The sequence below is a fragment of the Streptomyces sp. WM6378 genome, assembly GCF_001279695.1.
In the GTDB taxonomy this organism is placed as follows: Bacteria; Actinomycetota; Actinomycetes; order Streptomycetales; family Streptomycetaceae; genus Streptomyces.
Genome location: NZ_LGDD01000199.1, coordinates 36,872 through 55,061, shown reverse-complemented (window position 1 = coordinate 55,061; position 18,190 = coordinate 36,872). Strand labels below are relative to the sequence as shown.

Here is an 18,190-nt window from a genome sequence, read left to right as displayed (position 1 = left end):
CCCCTCAGAGGGCGATGTGGAAGGTGTGGGTGATGACGTGGGGGAGGAACGCGATCGCCGTGGCGACCAGGGTCCCGGCCCAGAGCAGGCTGCGGGAGCGGGCCGGCCAGTCGCGGAGCACTGCCATCACACACAGGAAGATGAGGAGGAAGAGGAGGGTGTACATGAGGTCCCAGCTTCATCGGGGGGTCCGTTGTTCTTTTCTTCCTCCACCCTCCGCCCGCCCGCGCGGGGCGGGTAGCCGCAACGGACCGATGCATCCATAGAACCGTTCTATGCCCTGGCCGGGGCGGCCTCCGGGCGGTGCGCGATGGCGTACAGGTCGCGGGCGGGGCCCGTGGGGCGTCGGCCGGTGGGCCAGATGGCGCGGAGCGAGCGGCTCAGGTCGAGGCCGGTGATCGGGACCGCCCTGAGGGTGGCGGAGGCGAGCTCCGCCTGGACCGCGAGGGAGCTGAGCACGGCCGGGCCCGCTCCGGAGGCCGCCGCGGTCTTGATGGCGGTGGTGGAGGACAGCTCCAGGAGGGGAGCGGTCCGCCAGTCGGGGAGCTGCGCGGTGACGGCCCGTTCGAAGGAGGTCCGGGTGCCGGATCCGGCCTCCCGGTGGATCAGCGGGGTCGCGGCCAGCTCGTCGAGAGTGATCGCGGTGCGCCGCGCCCACGCGTGGCCCGGGGCGACCACGACGACGAGCCGGTCGCGGGCCACGAGGCGGCTCTCCAGGCCCTTGGGCGCGCGCGGGCTCTCGATGAACCCGATCTCGGCCCGCCCCTCCAGAACCGCCTGGGCCACCTCCACCGAATTGCCCGACCGCAGCGCGATGGAGGTCCCCGGAGTGCGGGCGCGCAGGGACATCAGCCAGCGCGGGAAGAGGTATTCGGCGATGGTCTGACTGGCCGCCACGTGCAGGTGCGAGTCGCGCTCCGCGCGCAGCGTGTCGATCCCCGCGCCGAGCTGCTGCGCCGCGTCGATCACGGTACGGGCCCATTCGGCGACCAGGGACCCGGCCGGGGTGGGCCGGGAGCCGAGCGTGGTGCGTTCGAGGACGGGCAGTCCGACCAGCTTCTCCAGGTAGCGGATGCGGGAGCTGGCCGAGGGCTGGGTGATCCCGTGCGCCTCGGCGGCCCGCCCGAGGCTGCCCAGTTCGATGACGCTGAGCAGCAGGTCAAGGGCGGTGAGGTCCGGGACGCGGGGCGGGAGGGGCATAGAGCCATTCTATGGGCGCATCGGTTGGCTGCCATTGCTGTCGGTGCCGCCCCTGCCGCCACCCGCCGCGTCGGGGGTGCGGCCGGGCCCCGCGGGACCGCCCTCGCGCCGCCCCTGATTGAGCCTCAGGAACCCATATGGCAGCTTCGATGAGCGCCGCGGGAGATATCGGATTAGCCTCCGGAATGAGCGCAAAGTGGATCTTTTGATGGTGCGCTCCACTCGAACCAAGGAGGAGCAATGCGCAAGCTTCACAAGGCCGCTGTCGCGGCCGCCATGCTCGGGGGCCTGAGCCTCATAGCCAGCGGCACCGCAACCGCCCAAGGTGCAGACGGTGGCCACGGCCACGGCGGCCGTTGGTGCAAGACCCATGACCTGAACATCGACATCCTCGGTCAGGTCGGATTGCTCAACGGCCTTCTGGGCAACGCACTCAACGGTGAGGGCAATCCAGGCGCACAGTTCGACGGTGTCGGCTCCAGCTGCTGACACGGTCATCACTGAGCAACTGGCAATCGTGTAACGCCGCTTACCGATAAAGGGCCCGGCGCCCGGGCGACAAGCCCGGCGCCGGGCCCTGTCCATGCGCACCGCCCGCACCCGTTTTCCGCACGCGGCGCGGCGGTCGGCCCCCGATCCGGCTATCGGGTCAAGTGGCCGCCGCCGTCAGGGTTTTGGTGACGAGGGAGTCGAGGTAGGCGTCGTCGATGCCGGGGACGCGGAAGAGGGTGCGGAGGTAGAGCGGCGCGAGGATCCCGTCCAGGACGTCGGTCATCCGCAGGCGGGGTTCTCCGCGTGACACCGCCCGGTCGAGCATGGCCTGGAGGTCCTGCCCGCGTGATGCCAGGGCGTTCGGGGCACTGTCCGCGTCCGGGGCTTCGGCGCGCGCGGCGATGAGGGCGCGCAGGAGGACGGCCGCGTCCGGCCCCTCCAGCGAGGCGGCCGCCCGGTGGGCGTACGCGAGCAGGTCTCCGCGCAGGCTCCCGGTGTCGGGGATGGCCGACACGGACGAGAGGCGCTCCTGGGAGAGGTCGAGCACGATGGCGTTGGTGGTGCGCCAGCGGCGGTAGATGGATGTCTGGTGGACCCCGGAGCGTTCCGCGATCTCGGCGATCGGGATGCGTTCGTGGCCCTGTTCGGCGATGAGTTCCGCCGTCGCCTTGAGGACAGCCTCCCGCACGCGGGCACTGCGTCCGCCGGTGCGGCGACGCGGCTGGTTCTCCGGCCCGGGCCGGCTGTCGGGCTCGTGCTCGCCGGCGCTGTCGTCCTCGTTCATGGCCAAAACACTAACGCACTGCTTCTTGCGTTTGTTGGTTCGGCCGGGCTACCTTGCTAACGCAATCATTCTCGCGTTAGGGGAGCGGTCATGAAGCCGATGCTGTTCGAGGACGACCCGCAGTTCTGGTACGAGACCCTGCGGGCGCTGGGCCACGCCGCGTACGGCGGCTCCGACTTCGGCGAGGTCGTCGCGACCGCCGAGAAGATCACCGCGGGGGACTACGACAGCTGGTACGAGCAGTGGTCGGCCACCGCGGAGCGCACCGCCACCGAAGCCCGGACGGCGCTCGCGGGCGGGCACCGGGTCACGGCGCGGGACGCCTTCCTGCGGGCGAGCAACTACTTCCGCTCGGCGGAGTTCTTCCTCCACGGCAACCCCGACGACCCGCGCATCGCCGCCTCCTACGAGCGCTCGGTCGACTGCTTCCACGCCGCCGCCCGCCTCTTCGAGCCGAAGATCGAGCCGGTGGAGATCCCGTTCGAGGGCACGGTGCTGCGGGGCTACTTCTACCGGGCCCCCGGCGACGCCCCCGCGCCGACGATCGTCATGCACAACGGCTTCGACGGCTCGGCCGAGGAGATGCACTTCTTCGGCGGCGCGGCGGGCCTGGAGCGCGGCTACCACGTCCTGACGTTCGACGGCCCCGGCCAGCCCGCCGCCCGCTTCCACGACGGGCTGCCCTTCCGCCCGGACTGGGAGAGCGTGATCACCCCGGTCGTGGACTGGCTGACCGACACCCGCCCCGAAGTCGACCCCGAACGCATCAGCCTGCTCGGACTGAGCATGGGAGGCCTCCTCGCCCCCCGCGCGGCCGCCTTCGAACACCGGCTGGCCGCCGTGATCGCCGTCGACGGCGTCTACGACCTCGGCCAGGTCAGCACCAAGAACCTCCCCATGCCCCGCCCCGAGGCCGAGGCGCTGCTGCGGGCCGAGCACGCGCCCGAGATCGACGCGGCGATCGAAGCCCTGATGAAGACGGATTCGACGGCGCGCTGGGCGATCACGCACGGCTCGTACGCCATGGACGTGGCGACCCCGCGTCAGTTCCTGGCGTCCTACCTGGACTACACCCTGGCCGACGGAATCGCCGAGAAGATCACCTGCCCCACCCTGGTGTGCGAGGCCGAGGACGACCTGTTCTTCGCCGGTCAGGCCCAGCAGCTCTACGACCACCTCAGCTGTCCCAAGACCCTCCAGCTCTTCACCGTCGCCGAAGGCGCCGGAGCCCACTGCCACACCGGCGCCCAGCGCCTGGCCATGGGCCGCATCCTCGACTGGCTCGACACCACCCTCAACCACTGAGTCCGGGCCAGGAACCCCGGCCGGCCCCGGCGGCGCCCACCTCACAGCCGCGCCCCCGAGCGCTGCGGCTGTAGCCGATCTCCGCTGCACCAGGTACACCATCTCCCGCCCGGTACAAGGGAGTTCGGCCCTCGGCACTCCAACCCGGGGGCCGGCCAGGCCAGCGCGGAGTTCTCCATGATCGGGCGGCGTCATGGCGACTGCACGGTGGCGCCTCGGCGGACCGTGAAGCCAATAAGGGCCTGTGACAGAACGAAGACGTCGCGGAAGACCGCCTGTAACTCGGTGCGAGATACAAATACTTCCGACCGCACGCACCGCGCCACGTCTGGGGGAACACCATGAAGTACACCCGCGTCGCAGCTCTCGCCGCCATAGGGGTCGCCGCCACCCTCTCGCTCACCGCCTGTGGCAACGACGACGGCTCCGGGAACGACTCGTCGTCCTCCAAGAGCTCCTCGTCCGCGTCCGCGCCTTCTTCGTCCTCGGACGGCGCCTCGACGTCGGACGGCACCTCGAAGCCTCAGGCCGGCAACGCGAAGTCGGGCTCCGGCAAGGGCACCGAGGCCGGCGCCGCCGGCGGCACGGCGAAGTCCGGCGGCAAGGCCACGTTCTGCAAGACGGAGGACCTGGCCATCGACGCCACTGACGCCGCCCCCGACAAGACCTCCGGCAGGATCAACGTCACCATGGTCAACCGGGGTTCGACCACCTGCTCGGCGACGGGCTTCGCGGGCGTCGACATCAAGGACGCCGACAACACCTCGAACCCCATCGGGCGCGGCCCCGCCCAGCCGCGCATCACCACCCTGAAGCCCGGCGACGCCGCCGTCTTCGACCTCGCCTACACCATCGACAACAGCGGCCACAGCCTCTCGAACCCGACCAACCTCCAGGTGACACCCCCGAACGAGACCCACACCGTGACCCTGAACTGGCCTGCGGGCGCGGGGAAGATCAAGGGTGCCTACACCGACGTCGAGGTCTACCCCACGCACACGACCAAGTAGGAGCGAGGGCCACCCCGTCGCCCCGCGAGTGCCGAGGCGCCGGTGCGGTACGACCCGTACAGCTGGTCGTGCTCAGTGAAGTGGGGCCGGTCGTTTACGGGCGTGGACGGGTGATCAGCCAGGTTCCGCCGACGACTAGGAGCGCGAAGATCACGTGGGCGGCGCCCCAGGCGCTGATGAGCAGGAGCCGGTCGTGGAGTGAGAACGAGCCGGTCAGGGTGACCTGGAGAGAGCCCACGGCGAAGGCGATGGCGGCGGTGAAGACGGCGACGAGTTCGACGGACCGGACGTGGTTGGCGCGGGCCGTCTCCTGTCCTTCGCGATGAGCCTTGGCCTGTTCCTCGCCCCGGCGGTGGAGCTCGCCTTCGAGCTGCTGCCACTGCTGACGATGGCGTTCTTCCTGGGCGAGGAGGCGCTGCTCGTGATCGGCGTCCAACTCGGCACGCAGCCTGCCCTCCAGGATGGCATCGCGCTTCGCGAGGTACTGCTCCTGCAGAAGCTTGTGGCTCCCGCGGCTTCCGACGGCGGGGAGCAGGCGCAGGGCGGTGTTGATGCTCTCCAGCGCGGCATCGTGGTCGCGGACCATGTGCTGTCCGGATGCGAGACGGAAATGGAAGTCACCTGAAACGGCGGCTCTGTGTCGTCGGCGTACAGGGCCGCGGCGATCTCCTCGCAGACTCGGTCCAGCTCACGTGAATCCGAGCCCGAGACCTCTCCGAGCCGGGTGGTGTACGACGCGGATTCCATTGCTTCCCCCAAGAGTTGGCAGCCCCGTCCGTGCTTATCACGGCGAGACGTGTCGCGGGGTCATGTGATTCGATCATGCAGGTGGACGTGGTGACGGCGGTGCACGCTCCGTACTCCGCCTTCCTTCCCCTCGCCTGGCAGTCATTGCTTGACCAGAGCCACACCGCCTGGCGGTGGCTGGTCCAGATCGACGGGCCGCCCGCCGACGTGCTGGACGCGCTGACCGGGTGCGGGGCCGCCGCCGACCCGAGGGTCGCCATCGCGTCGCACGGCACCACCGAGGGTCCCGCGGTCACCCGCAATGTGGCCTTGGGCCGCACTACGGCGCCGTTCGTCCAGAACGTCGACGCGGACGACGAGCTCGAACTCGAGGCCCTCTCCGTGTCGGCACGGCGTTGAACCAGGAGCGATACGAATGACCGAGGCTCGCATGAGTACAAACCGAATCAGGGCCCTCGCGATCGTGGCAGCAGCCTGCGCGGCGGGGGTGCTGGTGAATCAGGTAGGCGGCTGGCTCGGATGGGTACTGGCCATCGCCACCGCGGCCGCCATCGGCGGTGTTGCCCGCTGGCGGCAGCGAAGGTGAGTCAATCAACATGAACCGGCAGGGCCCGAATCCGGGCTCCGCCGGCCAACCGCAGCCACCGGCCCACCAAACCCGCGGCCCTCGCCGCGCAGATGGGTCGCTCCCTGGACAACTCAGCCGCCGACGCCCCGAAGCCGCCGGGCGATGTCGATGTCGTTCTGCAGGGCGCTGAGCCGGGGAGGCTCGCGGCTGGGGTCCAGGACGCAAACGTGGAGTTTGTCGCCTGCGCGGGGCGGCGCCACGCTCTCGTCCCACCAAGACGGATGTTTCATCTGGTCGATGAATCCGAACATGCCATTCATTCCATCTACTTCGACCTTCGCGCCCACATGAGCAACAGCGACGACCGTCACATCGAGTTCCTGATTGTCCTGAATCCTCAACTTGGCCCTCCGAAATATCGATCCAACTACGTCGCAGGGCAAGTTCGTTGAATGGGTCGAGCTGGAGATCTGTAATGGCTGGGGTTACGTCGGTTGGAGGTTCAATCCGGTCTTGGCCATGAGGCCCTTGGTGAGACCGGGGCGCCCGATCTCGGTGAATCTGCTGGCTACCCTGGGCAGTGCTGGCGCTGTTGGTCCTCACGCTGGGCAGTTTCGGGCGCGCCGGGCAGGCTCACTCGGTGAATATTGACCTGGCCGACCGCGGAACACAACTGCTATCCTCTGTAGCATGTCATCTTGGCGAAAGACTCAACGCCAAGGCCTGGAAGGTCACTTCGGGCCGCTGGAGCTTGCCATTCTGGACGCCATGTGGGCCAGGGGCAGGATGGACGTAGCCGCCTGCGTCCAGCGGCTCGACGGCGGGCAGGCGTACACCACGGTGAAGACGGTGATGGAGCGTCTGGTGGTGAAGGGACTGCTGGCGCGGGAGAAAGAGGGCCGGCATTACGTCTACTGGCCTGAGCAGACCCGTCGCGAGGTCGAGCAGAGCGTGGCGGCCGAGCAGGTGCGGCGGGTGATGGACGGGTTCGGTGACCTGGCCGTTGCCAACTTCGTGCGGACGGTGAGCGGCGATGCCGACCAGCTCGCACAGGTGCGTGCGCTGCTGGCGGGCATCGCCGATTCGCCGGCCGAATCCGATGGGGAGGAAGCCGGGCGGGTGCCGGAGACGGACGAGTGAGCACGAGCTGGCTGGGCTATCCGCAGGTGGTGCTGGCCTGGTGGTGCCCCGTGGTCGCCATCGGGCTGTGGCACTTACTTCGCAGGCTTTCGGTTCGCCTTCCGGCCAGGGAGCGGTTCGTTCTCGCTGTCGCCGCCGCCATGACTCCCCTCCTGGCGGTGGCGGTTCCCTATCTGCCCGACAGCCCGTTGCGCGAGGCACTGCCGTGGCGGGCACCGATGGCGTGGGGTATCAGCAGCGGAATCACTGGAGTTGACGGGCGGCACGTGCTGTCGGCTCTCGGGACAGCTGATGTTCGCCGCGTCCGCGGCACCGCTGGTGTCGCTGGTGGTGTCGTTCACCATCGGAGTGGTGCAGGTCGTGCGGACGGAACGCGCCGTGGCATTGCTGGCGCCCCAGCAGTGCGGTGACGTCTGGGTAGCGCACGCTCAGGGGGAGGCGGCCCGGAATCTGGCGAGTACCGTCGGCTTGCTGCGCCCCAGGATCGTCCTGAGTTCGGCGGTGGCCGCGTCTGCGGAGGCGCCCGCGATCATGGAGCATGAGCGTGCGCACTCCCGCGCGCGCCACCCCCTGTGGATCTTTCTTGCGACCTGCGCTCTGCGTTCGTGGTGGTGGATCCCCGGGCGCAAGTCGGTGCTGGCGGAAATGCGGCTGGCAGCTGAACTCTGGGCCGATCAGGACGCTCGGGATGCCGAGGGGGCCGCCGCTGTGGCCAAGGCGCTGTGTGCGCAGATCGACGCCAGGGTCCGGCCGGGTGGCCATGGTGGCGCGGCGGGGGGCGGCAGCACCCCTTTCCTTGACCCGGGAATAGAACTCGCCCACCGAGCACGGGCATTGGCTTGTCCGCCCCGGACGATCGCGCCCTGGTGGGCGTGGTCGGTACGCGCGGTGACGGCCGCTGCCACGGTCACTGTGGCGATCCTGCTCTGACCCGCCCCGTATCGGGCGGGGCGATGGACATCTTCAACTGAACGAGAAGACCGAACGCCATAGCAAGATGCGCGCGGAGCTGATCCGCGCGCCCGCAATTGCTACAGCGCATAGCAGACCGATTTGCTACGCGCTGTAGCAGGAAGGATGTTGATGTATTCGCCATCTCCCGATCGGAACACCGAGGACGCGCCGGTCATCGAGACCCGGGGCCTGTCCAAGGCGTTCCGTCGCGCGACCGCCGTCGACTCGGTCGACCTCGCCGTGCGGCCCGGCAGGGTCTACGGCCTGCTGGGGCCCAACGGTGCCGGCAAGTCCACCACCCTGAAGCTGATTCTGGGGCTGTCGGAGCCCACTGCCGGAGAAGTGCGGCTGTTCGGCAGCCCATGGAGCCGACAGGCCCTGTCCCGCATCGGAGCGAGCATCAACGGCCCCAGTTTTTACGGCCATTTGTCCGCCAAGCAGAACCTGATGGTCCACGCGCACCTGCTCGGCATGCCGGGATCCGAAGTGAACCGTGTCCTGGCCGAGGTGGAACTGGACGCCTCGGACCGTAAGAAGACCCGGAGTTTCTCCACGGGGATAAAGGGCCGTCTGGCCCTGGCGATCGCGATGCTGGGTGATCCCGGACGTGCTCATCCTCGACGAGCCGCAGAACGGCCTGGATCCGGAAGGCATCGCCGCGTTGCGTACGATGCTGCGCCGCTTCACGGACACCGGTCGCACGGTCGTGCTCTCCAGCCACCTGCTCGGTGAAGTGGCCTCCGTCGCCGACGACATCGGCCTGATCTCGGCGGGCCGACTGCGCTACCAGGGGCCCCTCGCCGAGCTTGCGCCGGACGGCGACCTGGAACGCGCCTACTTCCAGCTGACCGGTGCCGCCCACGGGGCCGGGGCGGTGGCGTCATGAGCGGTGCAGCCACCGTGGCCGTACCCGGTCTGCCGGCGGTTCTACGGGCCGAGTTCGGCGCCTGGCGGCGCAGCACGGTGTCCTACCTCCCCCTGGGGGGACTGGCGTTCGCGCTCGTCAGCACAGCGATGTTCGTCTCGACTGGTCCGGGGAAGACCTGGGAGGACGTCCTCGGGTACCAGAACCTTTGGGCGATGTTCGTCGGGCCCATGCTGACTGTGCTGCTGGCGGCCACAGCCACCCGCATTGACACCGCAGCCCGCGGCGGCGGCACCTGGTACCGGCCCGTCAAGCCGCGCCACCGTCAGTTCAGCCGGTTCACCGTTCTGGCCACCCGGTCACTGCTGCTCAACCTCCTGGGCGCAGGCGCGCCGCTGCTGATCCTGGGCTTGGCATCCAGCGCGCAACGTGTCCCCATGGGACGCGCGATCGAAGCTGTCGTGGTGCCCTGGGCCTCGCAACTGGGCCTGCTGGCCCTGATGCTGTGGCTGGCCCGACAGATCCCTTGGTCGGCGGTGCTCGGCGTGGGACTCGTCTGGACGTTGCTGAGCGTCGTGAACGCGGAGTCCTCGTCCTGGGCCGTTCTTCCGTTCACCTGGCTCACTCGCGGCGCGCTGCCGGTGATCGGCACGCACGCCAACGGCGTCGCGCTGGAAGCCCATGCCGCGCTCGCCCACGCTTCTCCATGGCCGTCCACCCTCCTCGGCGCACTGCTGGCCGTGCCCTTCCTGCTCCTGTCGCGTCTGCGTCTGCCGTCCCCAGCGGGTGCCAAGCACCGGGCGTCGCCTCAACCCGGCCTGCTCACGCCCAAGGAGGCAGGGGCAGACGGCACGTTCGCGTACGCCCAGGCAGACGCTCCCCGCGTCCTGGCCGCTGTGGCTGGTGTCCTGCGCGGGACCGCGTTGATCTGGTTGTGCCCCGTCACGATCGGTCTGATCGCCTTGTGGCTTTCCTGGCACGACCCGGACACCAGCATCCAGCTCTTCACGCTGCTGATCCTTCCCGTCGGTACGCTCGCGCTCAGCCTGATCGCATGGAGCGCCGCCGGTCAGGGGTGGCGGGCCATTGCCTGCCGCACCACGGGAACGGCCAAGCCGGCTCTGGCGCTCACCGTTATCGCCGCCGGTATCGCGGCTGCCATGTCGGTCGTCATCGCCTTCGTCTACCTCGTGGCGGGGATCCCGGTGGGTCATGCCTGGCCCCTCGCGCTCACTGGTGCGGTGGTTGCGGCGATGCTCACGTCGTTCACCCTCTGGCTGAGCATCCGCGTCTCCCAGTCGGCCGCCCTGGTGGTGGGGATCATCGGCATCCTGTTCGGGGTCCTCGTCGGCGGCACCACCATGCAGCGGACGATGTGGCTGCTCATTCCCTACTCCTGGGCCAACTACCTCGACATGCATCGCATGAGCCTGACTCTCCCGCTCAGCGTCGCGGCGACAGCCCTTTTCACAGTCGGTATCGTCCGCGCGGCACGGAAGGCAGCGGAAAAATCATGATCACTGCGCCCGGCTCGACCAGGACCCGTACTGCGACGACAGCGGCTGTGGGACTGACCGCCCTCCTGCTGCTGACTGGCTGTTCACAGGAGCGCGACGCCGTCGTGAAGTGGCCGCCGGCTACGCACAACCCGCAGTCCATCAGCGCCGACCAGCTCGGCGACGCCTGGCCGATCAAGCCTCAGAGGGGGTCGGTGTCCTGCGTCAAGACGCCTTACAGCGGCTTCGCCATCATCTTCACCACGCCTGAGGGCAAGGCCTACGCGCTTAACAACGTCGCCCAGGACGAGAAGGGCCTGCCCAACGCCGACACCGTCAAGACCTCCCCGAAGACGACGACCATGTGGCGGCTCCGCCTGTTCGGAATGCAGGTCTGCAGCGTCGACCGAGCCAAGCAGATGCAATCCACTCCGACCCCCTGACCAACACTGGCGTGGTGCCCGGCGCGGGCGCCGTGGCCAGACGATCAGACACCCTGGAAAAGGCAGATTTGTCATGACATTCTCAGCCTCGCGTGCCGTTGCCTCCGCAGCCGTTGGAGCCGCCCTGGTTCTTGCGGCCACGCCGGCCTCCGCGGCCTCGTACGACAACGCCACACCGCGGCCGCTCCCTTCGACCGCGTTCCGGGCCAACGACTGGACGGCCCCGCCCGGGTTCGTTTTCGACTCGGCGTTACTCAGTACGCCCGAGGGCTGCAGGGCAAAGGGAGAGAAGGGAATCGCCCAGGGCAAGTGGAGTGCGTACGTGTGCCACGAGCAGCTCGTCCAGGTCACGGACGTGCCCTTGCTGTACCAGTTCCTCTATGTGAAGCGCTGACGGGCCGACCGGGAGGCACGAGGCCGGCCGCCAGCGTGAATTTGGTCTAGCCAACAAACAAACCCCAGGTCGCCAACCTGGGGTTTCGTTATGGAGCGAGTGACGGGAATCGAACCCGCGCTCTAAGCTTGGGAAGCTTATGTTCTACCATTAAACTACACTCGCGTGATCGTTTCCCGTGGGGAAGCGGTCCTCGCTCACTCTACCCCATGCCCGGCCCCCGGTGGATTCACCGGGGGCCGGCGTGCTGGCGGGGGCCGGGATCCCCGTGCGGGCGGGGGGAGTTGGGGCGTACCGTGGAGGGTGTGTGCGTGGGCGGAGTGCCGCGTGGAGTCGCGTCCTGTTCATCCCCTAATGTGGTGTTTTCTCCGTCCAGGCTTGTTGGGGAAGGGACTTGAGCGACTTGATGGACTCGTTGGAGCGCACCGTCGTCCGCTGCGCCGGAGGGCACGTCTTCACCACGGATTCGTTTCCGATGCAGCAACTCGGCACCGGCCGGATCGGGCCCGGCCGGCTGATCCGCTGTCCGCGGTGCGCCCGGCTGCGACATGCCGTGCCCGTGCTGCCCGAACAGCGGTAGCGCCCCTTCAGTACTGGCGCCCACAGGCGCGCGGGCCGTCCGATTGGGGCGGGCCGCGCGCCTTGCGTATCCTCGGGGAGTGCTTCTCTCAGACAAGGACATCCGGGCCGAGATCGACGCCGGGCGGGTACGGCTCGATCCCTACGACGAATCCATGGTGCAGCCGTCCAGCATCGACGTGCGCCTCGACCGCTTCTTCCGGGTGTTCGAGAACCACCGCTACCCGCACATCGACCCCGCCGTCGAGCAGGCTGACCTCACCCGGCTCGTCGAGCCGGAAGGCGACGAGGCGTTCATCCTGCACCCCGGCGAGTTCGTGCTCGCCTCCACGTACGAGGTCATCACGCTTCCCGATGACCTCGCCAGCCGCCTCGAAGGCAAGAGCTCGCTCGGGCGGCTCGGGCTCGTCACGCACTCCACCGCCGGGTTCATCGACCCCGGGTTCTCCGGACACGTAACCCTTGAGCTCTCCAACGTCGCCACGCTGCCGATAAAGCTGTGGCCCGGGATGAAGATCGGGCAGCTGTGTCTGTTCCGGCTCAGCTCGTCCGCCGAGGAGCCTTACGGGTCCCAGCGGTACGGGTCGCGTTACCAGGGCCAGCGGGGGCCGACCGCCTCGCGGTCCTTCCTCAATTTCCATCGGACCCAGGTGTGAGCATGAACGACCAGAACGACGTGCGCGAGAACCTCACCTACGAGAAGTTCGGCGGTGCGATCCGCGAGCTCGCGCAGACCATCGCCGACGACGGCTACGAGCCCGACATCGTGGTCTCCATCGCGCGCGGCGGCGTCTTCGTCGCCGGCGGGCTCGCCTACGCCCTCGACTGCAAGAACATCCACCTGGTGAACGTCGAGTTCTACACCGGTGTCGGCACCACGCTCGAAATGCCGGTCATGCTGGCCCCGGTGCCCAACGCCATCGACTTCTCCGGCAAGAAGGTCCTGATCACGGACGACGTGGCCGACACCGGCAAGACGCTCAAGCTGGTGTACGACTTCTGCCTCGACCACGTCGCCGAGGTCCGCAGCGCCGTCATCTACGAGAAGTCCCACTCCCTCGTGAAGTGCGAGTACGTCTGGAAGCGGACGGATGAGTGGATCAACTTCCCTTGGAGTGTTGAGCCTCCTGTCGTTCGGCGTGAGGGTCAGGTTCTCGACGCCTGATCCCCGGCGCAGGAACTGCGAAGGGCCCCGCCGGGTCGCACAACCCGGCGGGGCCCTTCCGCGTGCGTACGGCTAGATCGTGCCCAGTTTGATCAGCGACAACAGCGCGATCAGCTGGATCGCGGACGCTCCCAGCGCCTTGGGCCACGGCAGGTCGTGGGACTTGCTCACCATCGAGGTGAACAGCGCGCCCGCCGCCAGCCACGTCGCCCAGCCCAGGATCTGGACCACGCCGTTGTTGCCGCCCAGGAACAGGGCGAGCAGCAGGCGCGGGGCGTCCGTCAGGGACATGATCAGCATGGAGAGGCCCACCGTCGGCTGCCACGCGCCGTCGCCGCCCAGCTGGCGGGCCAGCGTGTGCGTGACCGCGCCGAGGATCAGGCCGCCGATCACGAACACGACGCCGGTGGTGAGGACCACCGGGACCGCCTTGGACAGCGCGGTGCTGATGACGTCCTCGCGGGCCTTGTCGAAGCCGAAGATCGCCAGCATTCCGTAGAGGAACGTGACGATCAGCGCCGGGCCCCACACGGGGTAGTCCCGCATCTGCCAGAAGGTCGGGCCCGGCCGCATCACGATGCCGGACAGGAGCTCCTTCCAGTGCAGGCGGGGGCCGCTCGGCGGGGCCGTGACCGCGCCCGCCCGGTAGGTCGCGCCGTCGCCGTACGGGTCCTCGCCGATGCTGAACGCCTGGGTGTGGCCCGGGTTGTTCGCGTACGGGTCCTGGGCGGGGGCGTAGCCCTGCGGCTGGCCCTGGCCCTGGCCCGGGTAGTACGGGTCGCCGAAGTACTCCGGCTCGTCCTGCTGCGGGTAGGGCTGCCGGTACTGCGGCTGCCCGCCCCCGTACTGCGGCGGCTGTCCCTGCCCGTAACTCTGCGGTCGCTGCTGTGCGTGCCCCTGCCCATGCCCGTACTGCGGCTGCTGCCGGTCGTCCGGCCACTGCTGTGCCGGTGCCTGCTGTTGCCCTTGTTGTTGCGGTTGCCGCGGGGGGCGGTTGTTGTCCCGGCCGCCGCGTCCCATCCTGAATCCAGCCACGAATCGAACGTACCTGTTCCGCCGGTACGCCAACCGGGGGCCGCCGGAAACCGGACGCCTTTGCGGCTGAGCTGTGACATCCCCTAGGGGGAGCGGGCGGGGCTTTCCGAGGGGTTCTGCGCATGCCACCGGGTGAGGGGGTGAACGCGGAGAGTGCCGATTTCCGCCCGGTTTGGTTGAATTCCGAGCGATTTACACGGATGCGCCCGAAGCAGGAGGTAGCCGTTACATTGCCTACGCATTACCCAAACATCGCACTCGTAGCTTTGTTGATGTCGCCGCCACAAAGGCCCACAGACACGACATAACGAACAAGCTTCACGCTTCTACGCTACGAGGAAGAGCACCCATGCGCGCCACTCGCCGTACCATCCGCACCGCCGCCATCGCCACCGGAGCCATCGCCGCTCTCGCCCTTCCGGCCGGTGCCGCCTTCGCCGACTCGCCCACCGCCCCGTCCGACCCGCAGACCCAGCCGCAGGTGCTGCCGGGCACCGAGGACCCGAAGCAGGACCAGAAGGACCCCAAGGACCAGGTTCTGCCGGACAAGGACGGCAACAAGAAGGACGACAGCAAGAAGGACGAGTCCAAGAAGGACGAGTCCAAGAAGGACGACTCCGGCAAGGGCGAGAAGAAGGACGAGTCGAAGAAGGACGACACCGAGAAGAAGGACGGCGCTCGCTCCTTCGTGAAGTCCGTCAAGCTCGCGGACGGCTCGGTCGCCAAGGTCTACAAGCTCGGCCAGAACCACTACGAGGCCGAGATCTGGGCCAACGGCAGCAAGCTCGACACCCTCGTCGCCAAGGGCGCCTCCGCCACCGGCCAGAACAACGGCCTGTACGTCGTGCTGAACCCGGACGGCACCGTCACCTCCTGGGTCGACGGCGGCAAGAAGGACGACAAGAGGGACGGCAAGAAGGACGAGCGGAAGGACGAGCGGAAGGACCGGGCCAAGAAGGACGAGCGGAAGAAGGACGACAAGAAGTCCGACGTGATCTCCTCCGTGAAGATCACGATGCCCGACGGCCGCATCGCCAAGCTGATCAAGACCACCAACGGCCCGCGCGTCGAGATCTCCATGCCGAACGGGAACTTCCTCGGCGCGATCGACCTCAAGGACCCGTCGGCCCTCAACGACGGCTGGACCTACAAGATCGTCAACGCCGACAAGGGTGTCTACAAGTTCGTCGTCATCGACGGCAAGAACGGTGGCGACAGCTGGGTCTACGACTTCAACGGCAAGCTGATCGAGAAGTACACCGTCCAGAAGGACGGCAAGAAGAAGCAGGACAAGACCGTCAAGACCGCCACCGGCGTCATCCCCAAGGGCGGCGTCAAGGCCGGTGCCGAGGGCGTCACGGGCGCCTCCTCCGACCAGGCCCCGATGATCGCCGCCGGTGGTGGCCTGGCCGCCGCGGGTGCCGCGGGCCTCGGCTTCGCGATGCTGCGCCGCCGCGGCGACCAGCGCTGACCCCCGGCGCGACTTTGATACGACGGAAGCGGCCGGCTCTGCCTTCGGGCAGAACCGGCCGCTTCCGTGCGCGTATGACAGGCGCGTACGACGTGTGCGTACGGCAGGTGCGTACGAACCGGTGTTACTTCACCGGCTCGGGCTCCGGCTCGCTCTCCGCCTCCGCGGTGCCGGCCGGGTCCACGGGGGTCTTCACCGAGTCGAGGAGCAGCTGCGCCACGTCCACGACCTGGAGGTTCTCCTTGGCCTTCCCGTCGTTCTTCTTGCCGTTGACGGAGTCCGTCAGCATGACGAGGCAGAACGGGCAGGCCGTCGAGACGATGTCCGGGTTGAGGGACAGGGCCTCATCCACGCGCTCGTTGTTGATGCGCTTGCCGATCCGTTCCTCCATCCACATGCGCGCGCCGCCGGCGCCGCAGCAGAAGCCGCGCTCCTTGTGGCGGTGCATCTCCTGCTGGCGCAGGCCCGGGACGGCCGACATGATCTCGCGCGGGGGCGTGTAGACCTTGTTGTGACGGCCCAGGTAGCACGGGTCGTGGTACGTGATCAGACCGTCGACCGGGGTGACCGGGACCAGCTTGCCCTCGTCGATGAGGTGCTGGAGCAACTGCGTGTGGTGGATGACCTCGAACTCGCCGCCCAGCTGCGGGTACTCGTTAGCGATCGTGTTGAAGCAGTGCGGGCAGGTCGCGACGATCTTCTTCGACGACTTGGGCTTGCGCGTCGACGGGTCCTCGTCGTCTTCCCCGTACGCCATGTTCAGCATGGCCACGTTCTCCTGGCCGAGCTGCTGGAACAGCGGTTCGTTGCCGAGGCGGCGGGCCGAGTCACCGGTGCACTTCTCGTCGCCGCCCATGATCGCGAACTTGACGCCCGCCATGTGCAGCAGCTCGGCGAAGGCCTTGGTGGTCTTCTTCGCCCGGTCTTCGAGGGCGCCCGCGCAGCCGACCCAGTACAGGTAGTCGACCTCGGTGAGGTCCTCGATGTCCTTGCCGACGATCGGGACCTCGAAGTCGACCTCCTTGGTCCACTCGACGCGCTGCTTCTTGGCGAGCCCCCAGGGGTTGCCCTTCTTCTCCAGGTTCTTGAGCATCGTGCCCGCCTCGGACGGGAACGCGGACTCGATCATCACCTGGTAGCGGCGCATGTCGACGATGTGGTCGATGTGCTCGATGTCGACCGGGCACTGTTCGACACAGGCGCCGCAGGTGGTGCAGGACCACAGGACGTCCGGGTCGATGACGCCGTTCTCTTCGACGGTGCCGATCAGCGGGCGCTCGGCCTCCGCCAGGGCGGCCGCCGGGACGTCCTTGAGCTGCTCCTCCGTCGCCTTCTCGTTCCCCTCCATGTCCTTGCCGCCGCCCGCGAGCAGGTAAGGGGCCTTGGCGTGCGCGTGGTCGCGCAGGGACATGATCAGGAGCTTGGGGGAGAGCGGCTTGCCCGTGTTCCAGGCGGGGCACTGCGACTGGCAACGCCCGCACTCGGTGCAGGTGGAGAAGTCGAGGATGCCCTTCCAGGAGAAGTGCTCGATCTGCGAGACGCCGTAGACGTCGTCCTCGCCCGGGTCCTCGAAGTCGACGAGCTTGCCGCCGGAGGCCATCGGCTGGAGCGCGCCGAGCGCGACGCCGCCGTCCGACTCGCGCTTGAAGAAGATGTTCGGGAAGGCCAGGAAGCGGTGCCAGGCGACGCCCATGTCGGTCTTGAGCGCGACCGTGATCATCCAGATGAACGACGTCGCGATCTTCAGGCCCGCGAAGAAGTACGTGAGGTTCTGCAGCGTGGACAGGTCCATGCCGCGGAACCAGGCGACCACCGGGTACGAGACGAAGAACGAGGCCTCGTAGCCGTCGACGTGGTGCTGGGCGCCCTCAAGCGCGTGCAGCGTGAAGATGCAGACGCCGACGATGAGGATGACGGCCTCGACGAAGTACGCCTGGCCGGTGTTCGAGCCCGCGAACCGGGACTTGCGGCCCGGCCGGCCCGGCCGGTTCAGCTGCCGGATGACGATCAGGGTGAGGATGCCGAGCGTCGTCATCGTCCCGAGGAACTCGACGAACACGTTGTACGGCGCCCAGCCGCCGATGATCGGCAGGATCCAGTCGGCCTTGAAGAGCTGGCCGATCGCGTTGACGATCGTCAGGAGCAGCGAGAAGAAGCCCACGGCCACGAACCAGTGCGCGACGCCGACGATGCCCCACTTGTTCATGCGGGTGTGGCCGAGGAACTCCTTCACCACGGTGACCGCACGCCGGTAGGGATCGGCCGTGCGGGTACCGGCCGGCACGTTCTGGCCGAGCCGCACGAAGCGGTAGATCTGCACGAGGGCACGGCCGAACAGCGCTACGCCGACCGCGATTAGGACCAGCGACACGATGATCGCGGCGAGTTGCATGAGGGGGCTCCTCGGGCCTGCGAGGTGGGTTACGGGGACGGGCCCGGACGCATTACTAAGCAGTAACTTATCCAGTCCACCTGAGCGTACCCACTTCTACCGCCGCACTGTAGCCGCGCAAGCGGTGATCTGTGTCGCTCAGCGTGCCCT

At 68.1% G+C, this 18,190-nt stretch carries 22 protein-coding genes, 1 tRNA gene and 1 pseudogene; 16 read left to right on the top strand and 8 right to left on the bottom strand.

Annotated elements, in window-relative coordinates:
* Positions 1–4: 4 nt before the first annotated feature.
* On the bottom strand, positions 5–166 hold the full coding sequence (locus ADK54_RS46015; RefSeq protein ID WP_159047794.1) for a hypothetical protein: 162 nt from the start codon (positions 164–166) through the stop codon (positions 5–7).
* Between the two features lie 107 nt (positions 167–273).
* Positions 274–1,200 carry a LysR family transcriptional regulator gene (locus ADK54_RS16950; protein WP_053726472.1) on the bottom strand — a complete coding sequence of 309 codons (927 nt, stop codon included), beginning with the start codon at positions 1,198–1,200 and terminating at the stop codon, positions 274–276.
* Between the two features lie 240 nt (positions 1,201–1,440).
* Between ADK54_RS16950 and ADK54_RS16945 the strand changes: the two genes are divergently transcribed.
* A complete protein-coding gene (locus ADK54_RS16945; protein WP_053726471.1) occupies positions 1,441–1,689 on the top strand; it encodes a hypothetical protein in 249 nt (82 codons plus the stop codon).
* Positions 1,690–1,849: 160 nt separating this feature from the next.
* Here the strand turns inward: ADK54_RS16945 and ADK54_RS16940 are convergent, their stop codons facing one another.
* On the bottom strand, positions 1,850–2,476 hold the full coding sequence (locus ADK54_RS16940; protein ID WP_078966436.1) for a TetR/AcrR family transcriptional regulator: 627 nt from the start codon (positions 2,474–2,476) through the stop codon (positions 1,850–1,852).
* A gap of 90 nt (positions 2,477–2,566) precedes the next feature.
* On the opposite strand from ADK54_RS16940, the gene ADK54_RS16935 reads away from it, so the two are divergent.
* Positions 2,567–3,781, top strand: coding sequence for an alpha/beta hydrolase family protein (locus ADK54_RS16935; protein ID WP_053726470.1), 1,215 nt, complete (start codon positions 2,567–2,569; stop codon positions 3,779–3,781).
* 341 nt (positions 3,782–4,122) lie between these two features.
* Entirely contained in the window at positions 4,123–4,791 is a 669-nt protein-coding gene (locus tag ADK54_RS16930; RefSeq protein ID WP_053726469.1) for a DUF4232 domain-containing protein, read from the top strand.
* A gap of 94 nt (positions 4,792–4,885) precedes the next feature.
* On the opposite strand, the gene ADK54_RS16925 is transcribed toward ADK54_RS16930, so the two are convergent.
* Positions 4,886–5,377 carry a hypothetical protein gene (locus tag ADK54_RS16925; protein ID WP_053726468.1) on the bottom strand — a complete coding sequence of 164 codons (492 nt, stop codon included), beginning with the start codon at positions 5,375–5,377 and terminating at the stop codon, positions 4,886–4,888.
* A 236-nt stretch (positions 5,378–5,613) separates the two neighbouring features.
* Here ADK54_RS16925 and ADK54_RS16920 point away from each other — a divergent pair, with 236 nt between their 5' ends.
* Together ADK54_RS16920 and ADK54_RS46010 are read left to right on the top strand one after the other, a co-directional pair.
* On the top strand, positions 5,614–5,937 hold the full coding sequence (locus ADK54_RS16920; protein ID WP_053726467.1) for a glycosyltransferase: 324 nt from the start codon (positions 5,614–5,616) through the stop codon (positions 5,935–5,937).
* A 31-nt stretch (positions 5,938–5,968) separates the two neighbouring features.
* Entirely contained in the window at positions 5,969–6,124 is a 156-nt protein-coding gene (locus ADK54_RS46010; protein ID WP_159047793.1) for a hypothetical protein, read from the top strand.
* Positions 6,125–6,237: 113 nt separating this feature from the next.
* Here the strand turns inward: ADK54_RS46010 and ADK54_RS16915 are convergent, their stop codons facing one another.
* Positions 6,238–6,507: a hypothetical protein gene (locus ADK54_RS16915; RefSeq protein WP_053726466.1), complete on the bottom strand. Its 270-nt coding sequence runs from the start codon at positions 6,505–6,507 to the stop codon at positions 6,238–6,240.
* Positions 6,508–6,796: 289 nt separating this feature from the next.
* On the opposite strand from ADK54_RS16915, the gene ADK54_RS16910 reads away from it, so the two are divergent.
* The 7 genes and pseudogenes from ADK54_RS16910 to ADK54_RS16885 all read left to right on the top strand — a co-directional run bounded on the left by ADK54_RS16910 (position 6,797) and on the right by ADK54_RS16885 (position 11,398).
* Positions 6,797–7,246: a BlaI/MecI/CopY family transcriptional regulator gene (locus tag ADK54_RS16910; protein WP_078966435.1), complete on the top strand. Its 450-nt coding sequence runs from the start codon at positions 6,797–6,799 to the stop codon at positions 7,244–7,246.
* A gap of 291 nt (positions 7,247–7,537) precedes the next feature.
* Entirely contained in the window at positions 7,538–8,176 is a 639-nt protein-coding gene (locus tag ADK54_RS16905; RefSeq protein WP_159047792.1) for a hypothetical protein, read from the top strand.
* A 147-nt stretch (positions 8,177–8,323) separates the two neighbouring features.
* Positions 8,324–8,743 (top strand): annotated as a pseudogene (locus ADK54_RS48805) (ATP-binding cassette domain-containing protein); the annotation flags it as partial.
* 52 nt (positions 8,744–8,795) lie between these two features.
* Positions 8,796–9,086 carry an AAA family ATPase gene (locus ADK54_RS47540; protein ID WP_234392105.1) on the top strand — a complete coding sequence of 97 codons (291 nt, stop codon included), beginning with the start codon at positions 8,796–8,798 and terminating at the stop codon, positions 9,084–9,086.
* Positions 9,083–10,582, top strand: coding sequence for a hypothetical protein (locus ADK54_RS16895; RefSeq protein WP_159047791.1), 1,500 nt, complete (start codon positions 9,083–9,085; stop codon positions 10,580–10,582). The genes ADK54_RS47540 and ADK54_RS16895 overlap by 4 nt, the downstream gene beginning before the upstream one ends.
* On the top strand, positions 10,579–11,004 hold the full coding sequence (locus ADK54_RS16890) for a hypothetical protein (protein ID WP_159047790.1): 426 nt from the start codon (positions 10,579–10,581) through the stop codon (positions 11,002–11,004). Before ADK54_RS16895 ends, ADK54_RS16890 begins: the two co-directional genes overlap by 4 nt.
* A 73-nt stretch (positions 11,005–11,077) precedes the next feature.
* Positions 11,078–11,398, top strand: coding sequence for a hypothetical protein (locus ADK54_RS16885; protein WP_053726461.1), 321 nt, complete (start codon positions 11,078–11,080; stop codon positions 11,396–11,398).
* 91 nt (positions 11,399–11,489) lie between these two features.
* Here ADK54_RS16885 and ADK54_RS16880 read toward each other — a convergent pair.
* Positions 11,490–11,563: transfer RNA gene (locus ADK54_RS16880), tRNA-Gly, on the bottom strand.
* Between the two features lie 229 nt (positions 11,564–11,792).
* Here ADK54_RS16880 and ADK54_RS46005 point away from each other — a divergent pair.
* The 3 genes from ADK54_RS46005 (at position 11,793) to ADK54_RS16870 (ending at position 13,142) form a co-directional block, all read left to right on the top strand.
* Positions 11,793–11,978: a hypothetical protein gene (locus ADK54_RS46005; RefSeq protein WP_159047789.1), complete on the top strand. Its 186-nt coding sequence runs from the start codon at positions 11,793–11,795 to the stop codon at positions 11,976–11,978.
* 79 nt (positions 11,979–12,057) lie between these two features.
* Positions 12,058–12,633 (top strand): dCTP deaminase, encoded by a 576-nt coding sequence (gene dcd, locus ADK54_RS16875; RefSeq protein WP_053726460.1) that lies wholly within the window; start codon positions 12,058–12,060, stop codon positions 12,631–12,633.
* Between the two features lie 2 nt (positions 12,634–12,635).
* Complete coding sequence (locus ADK54_RS16870; RefSeq protein WP_199826980.1) at positions 12,636–13,142, top strand: phosphoribosyltransferase; 507 nt, start codon at positions 12,636–12,638, stop codon at positions 13,140–13,142.
* 72 nt (positions 13,143–13,214) lie between these two features.
* Here ADK54_RS16870 and ADK54_RS16865 read toward each other — a convergent pair whose 3' ends face one another.
* Positions 13,215–14,177: a Yip1 family protein gene (locus ADK54_RS16865; protein ID WP_053726459.1), complete on the bottom strand. Its 963-nt coding sequence runs from the start codon at positions 14,175–14,177 to the stop codon at positions 13,215–13,217.
* A gap of 349 nt (positions 14,178–14,526) precedes the next feature.
* Here ADK54_RS16865 and ADK54_RS46000 point away from each other — a divergent pair, with 349 nt between their 5' ends.
* Entirely contained in the window at positions 14,527–15,648 is a 1,122-nt protein-coding gene (locus tag ADK54_RS46000) for a DNA-directed RNA polymerase I subunit RPA34 (protein WP_053726458.1), read from the top strand.
* A 124-nt stretch (positions 15,649–15,772) separates the two neighbouring features.
* On the opposite strand, the gene ADK54_RS16855 is transcribed toward ADK54_RS46000, so the two are convergent.
* Positions 15,773–18,040, bottom strand: a complete 2,268-nt coding sequence (locus ADK54_RS16855) for a (Fe-S)-binding protein (RefSeq protein ID WP_053726457.1) — start codon at positions 18,038–18,040, stop codon at positions 15,773–15,775.
* Positions 18,041–18,190: the final 150 nt, after the last annotated feature.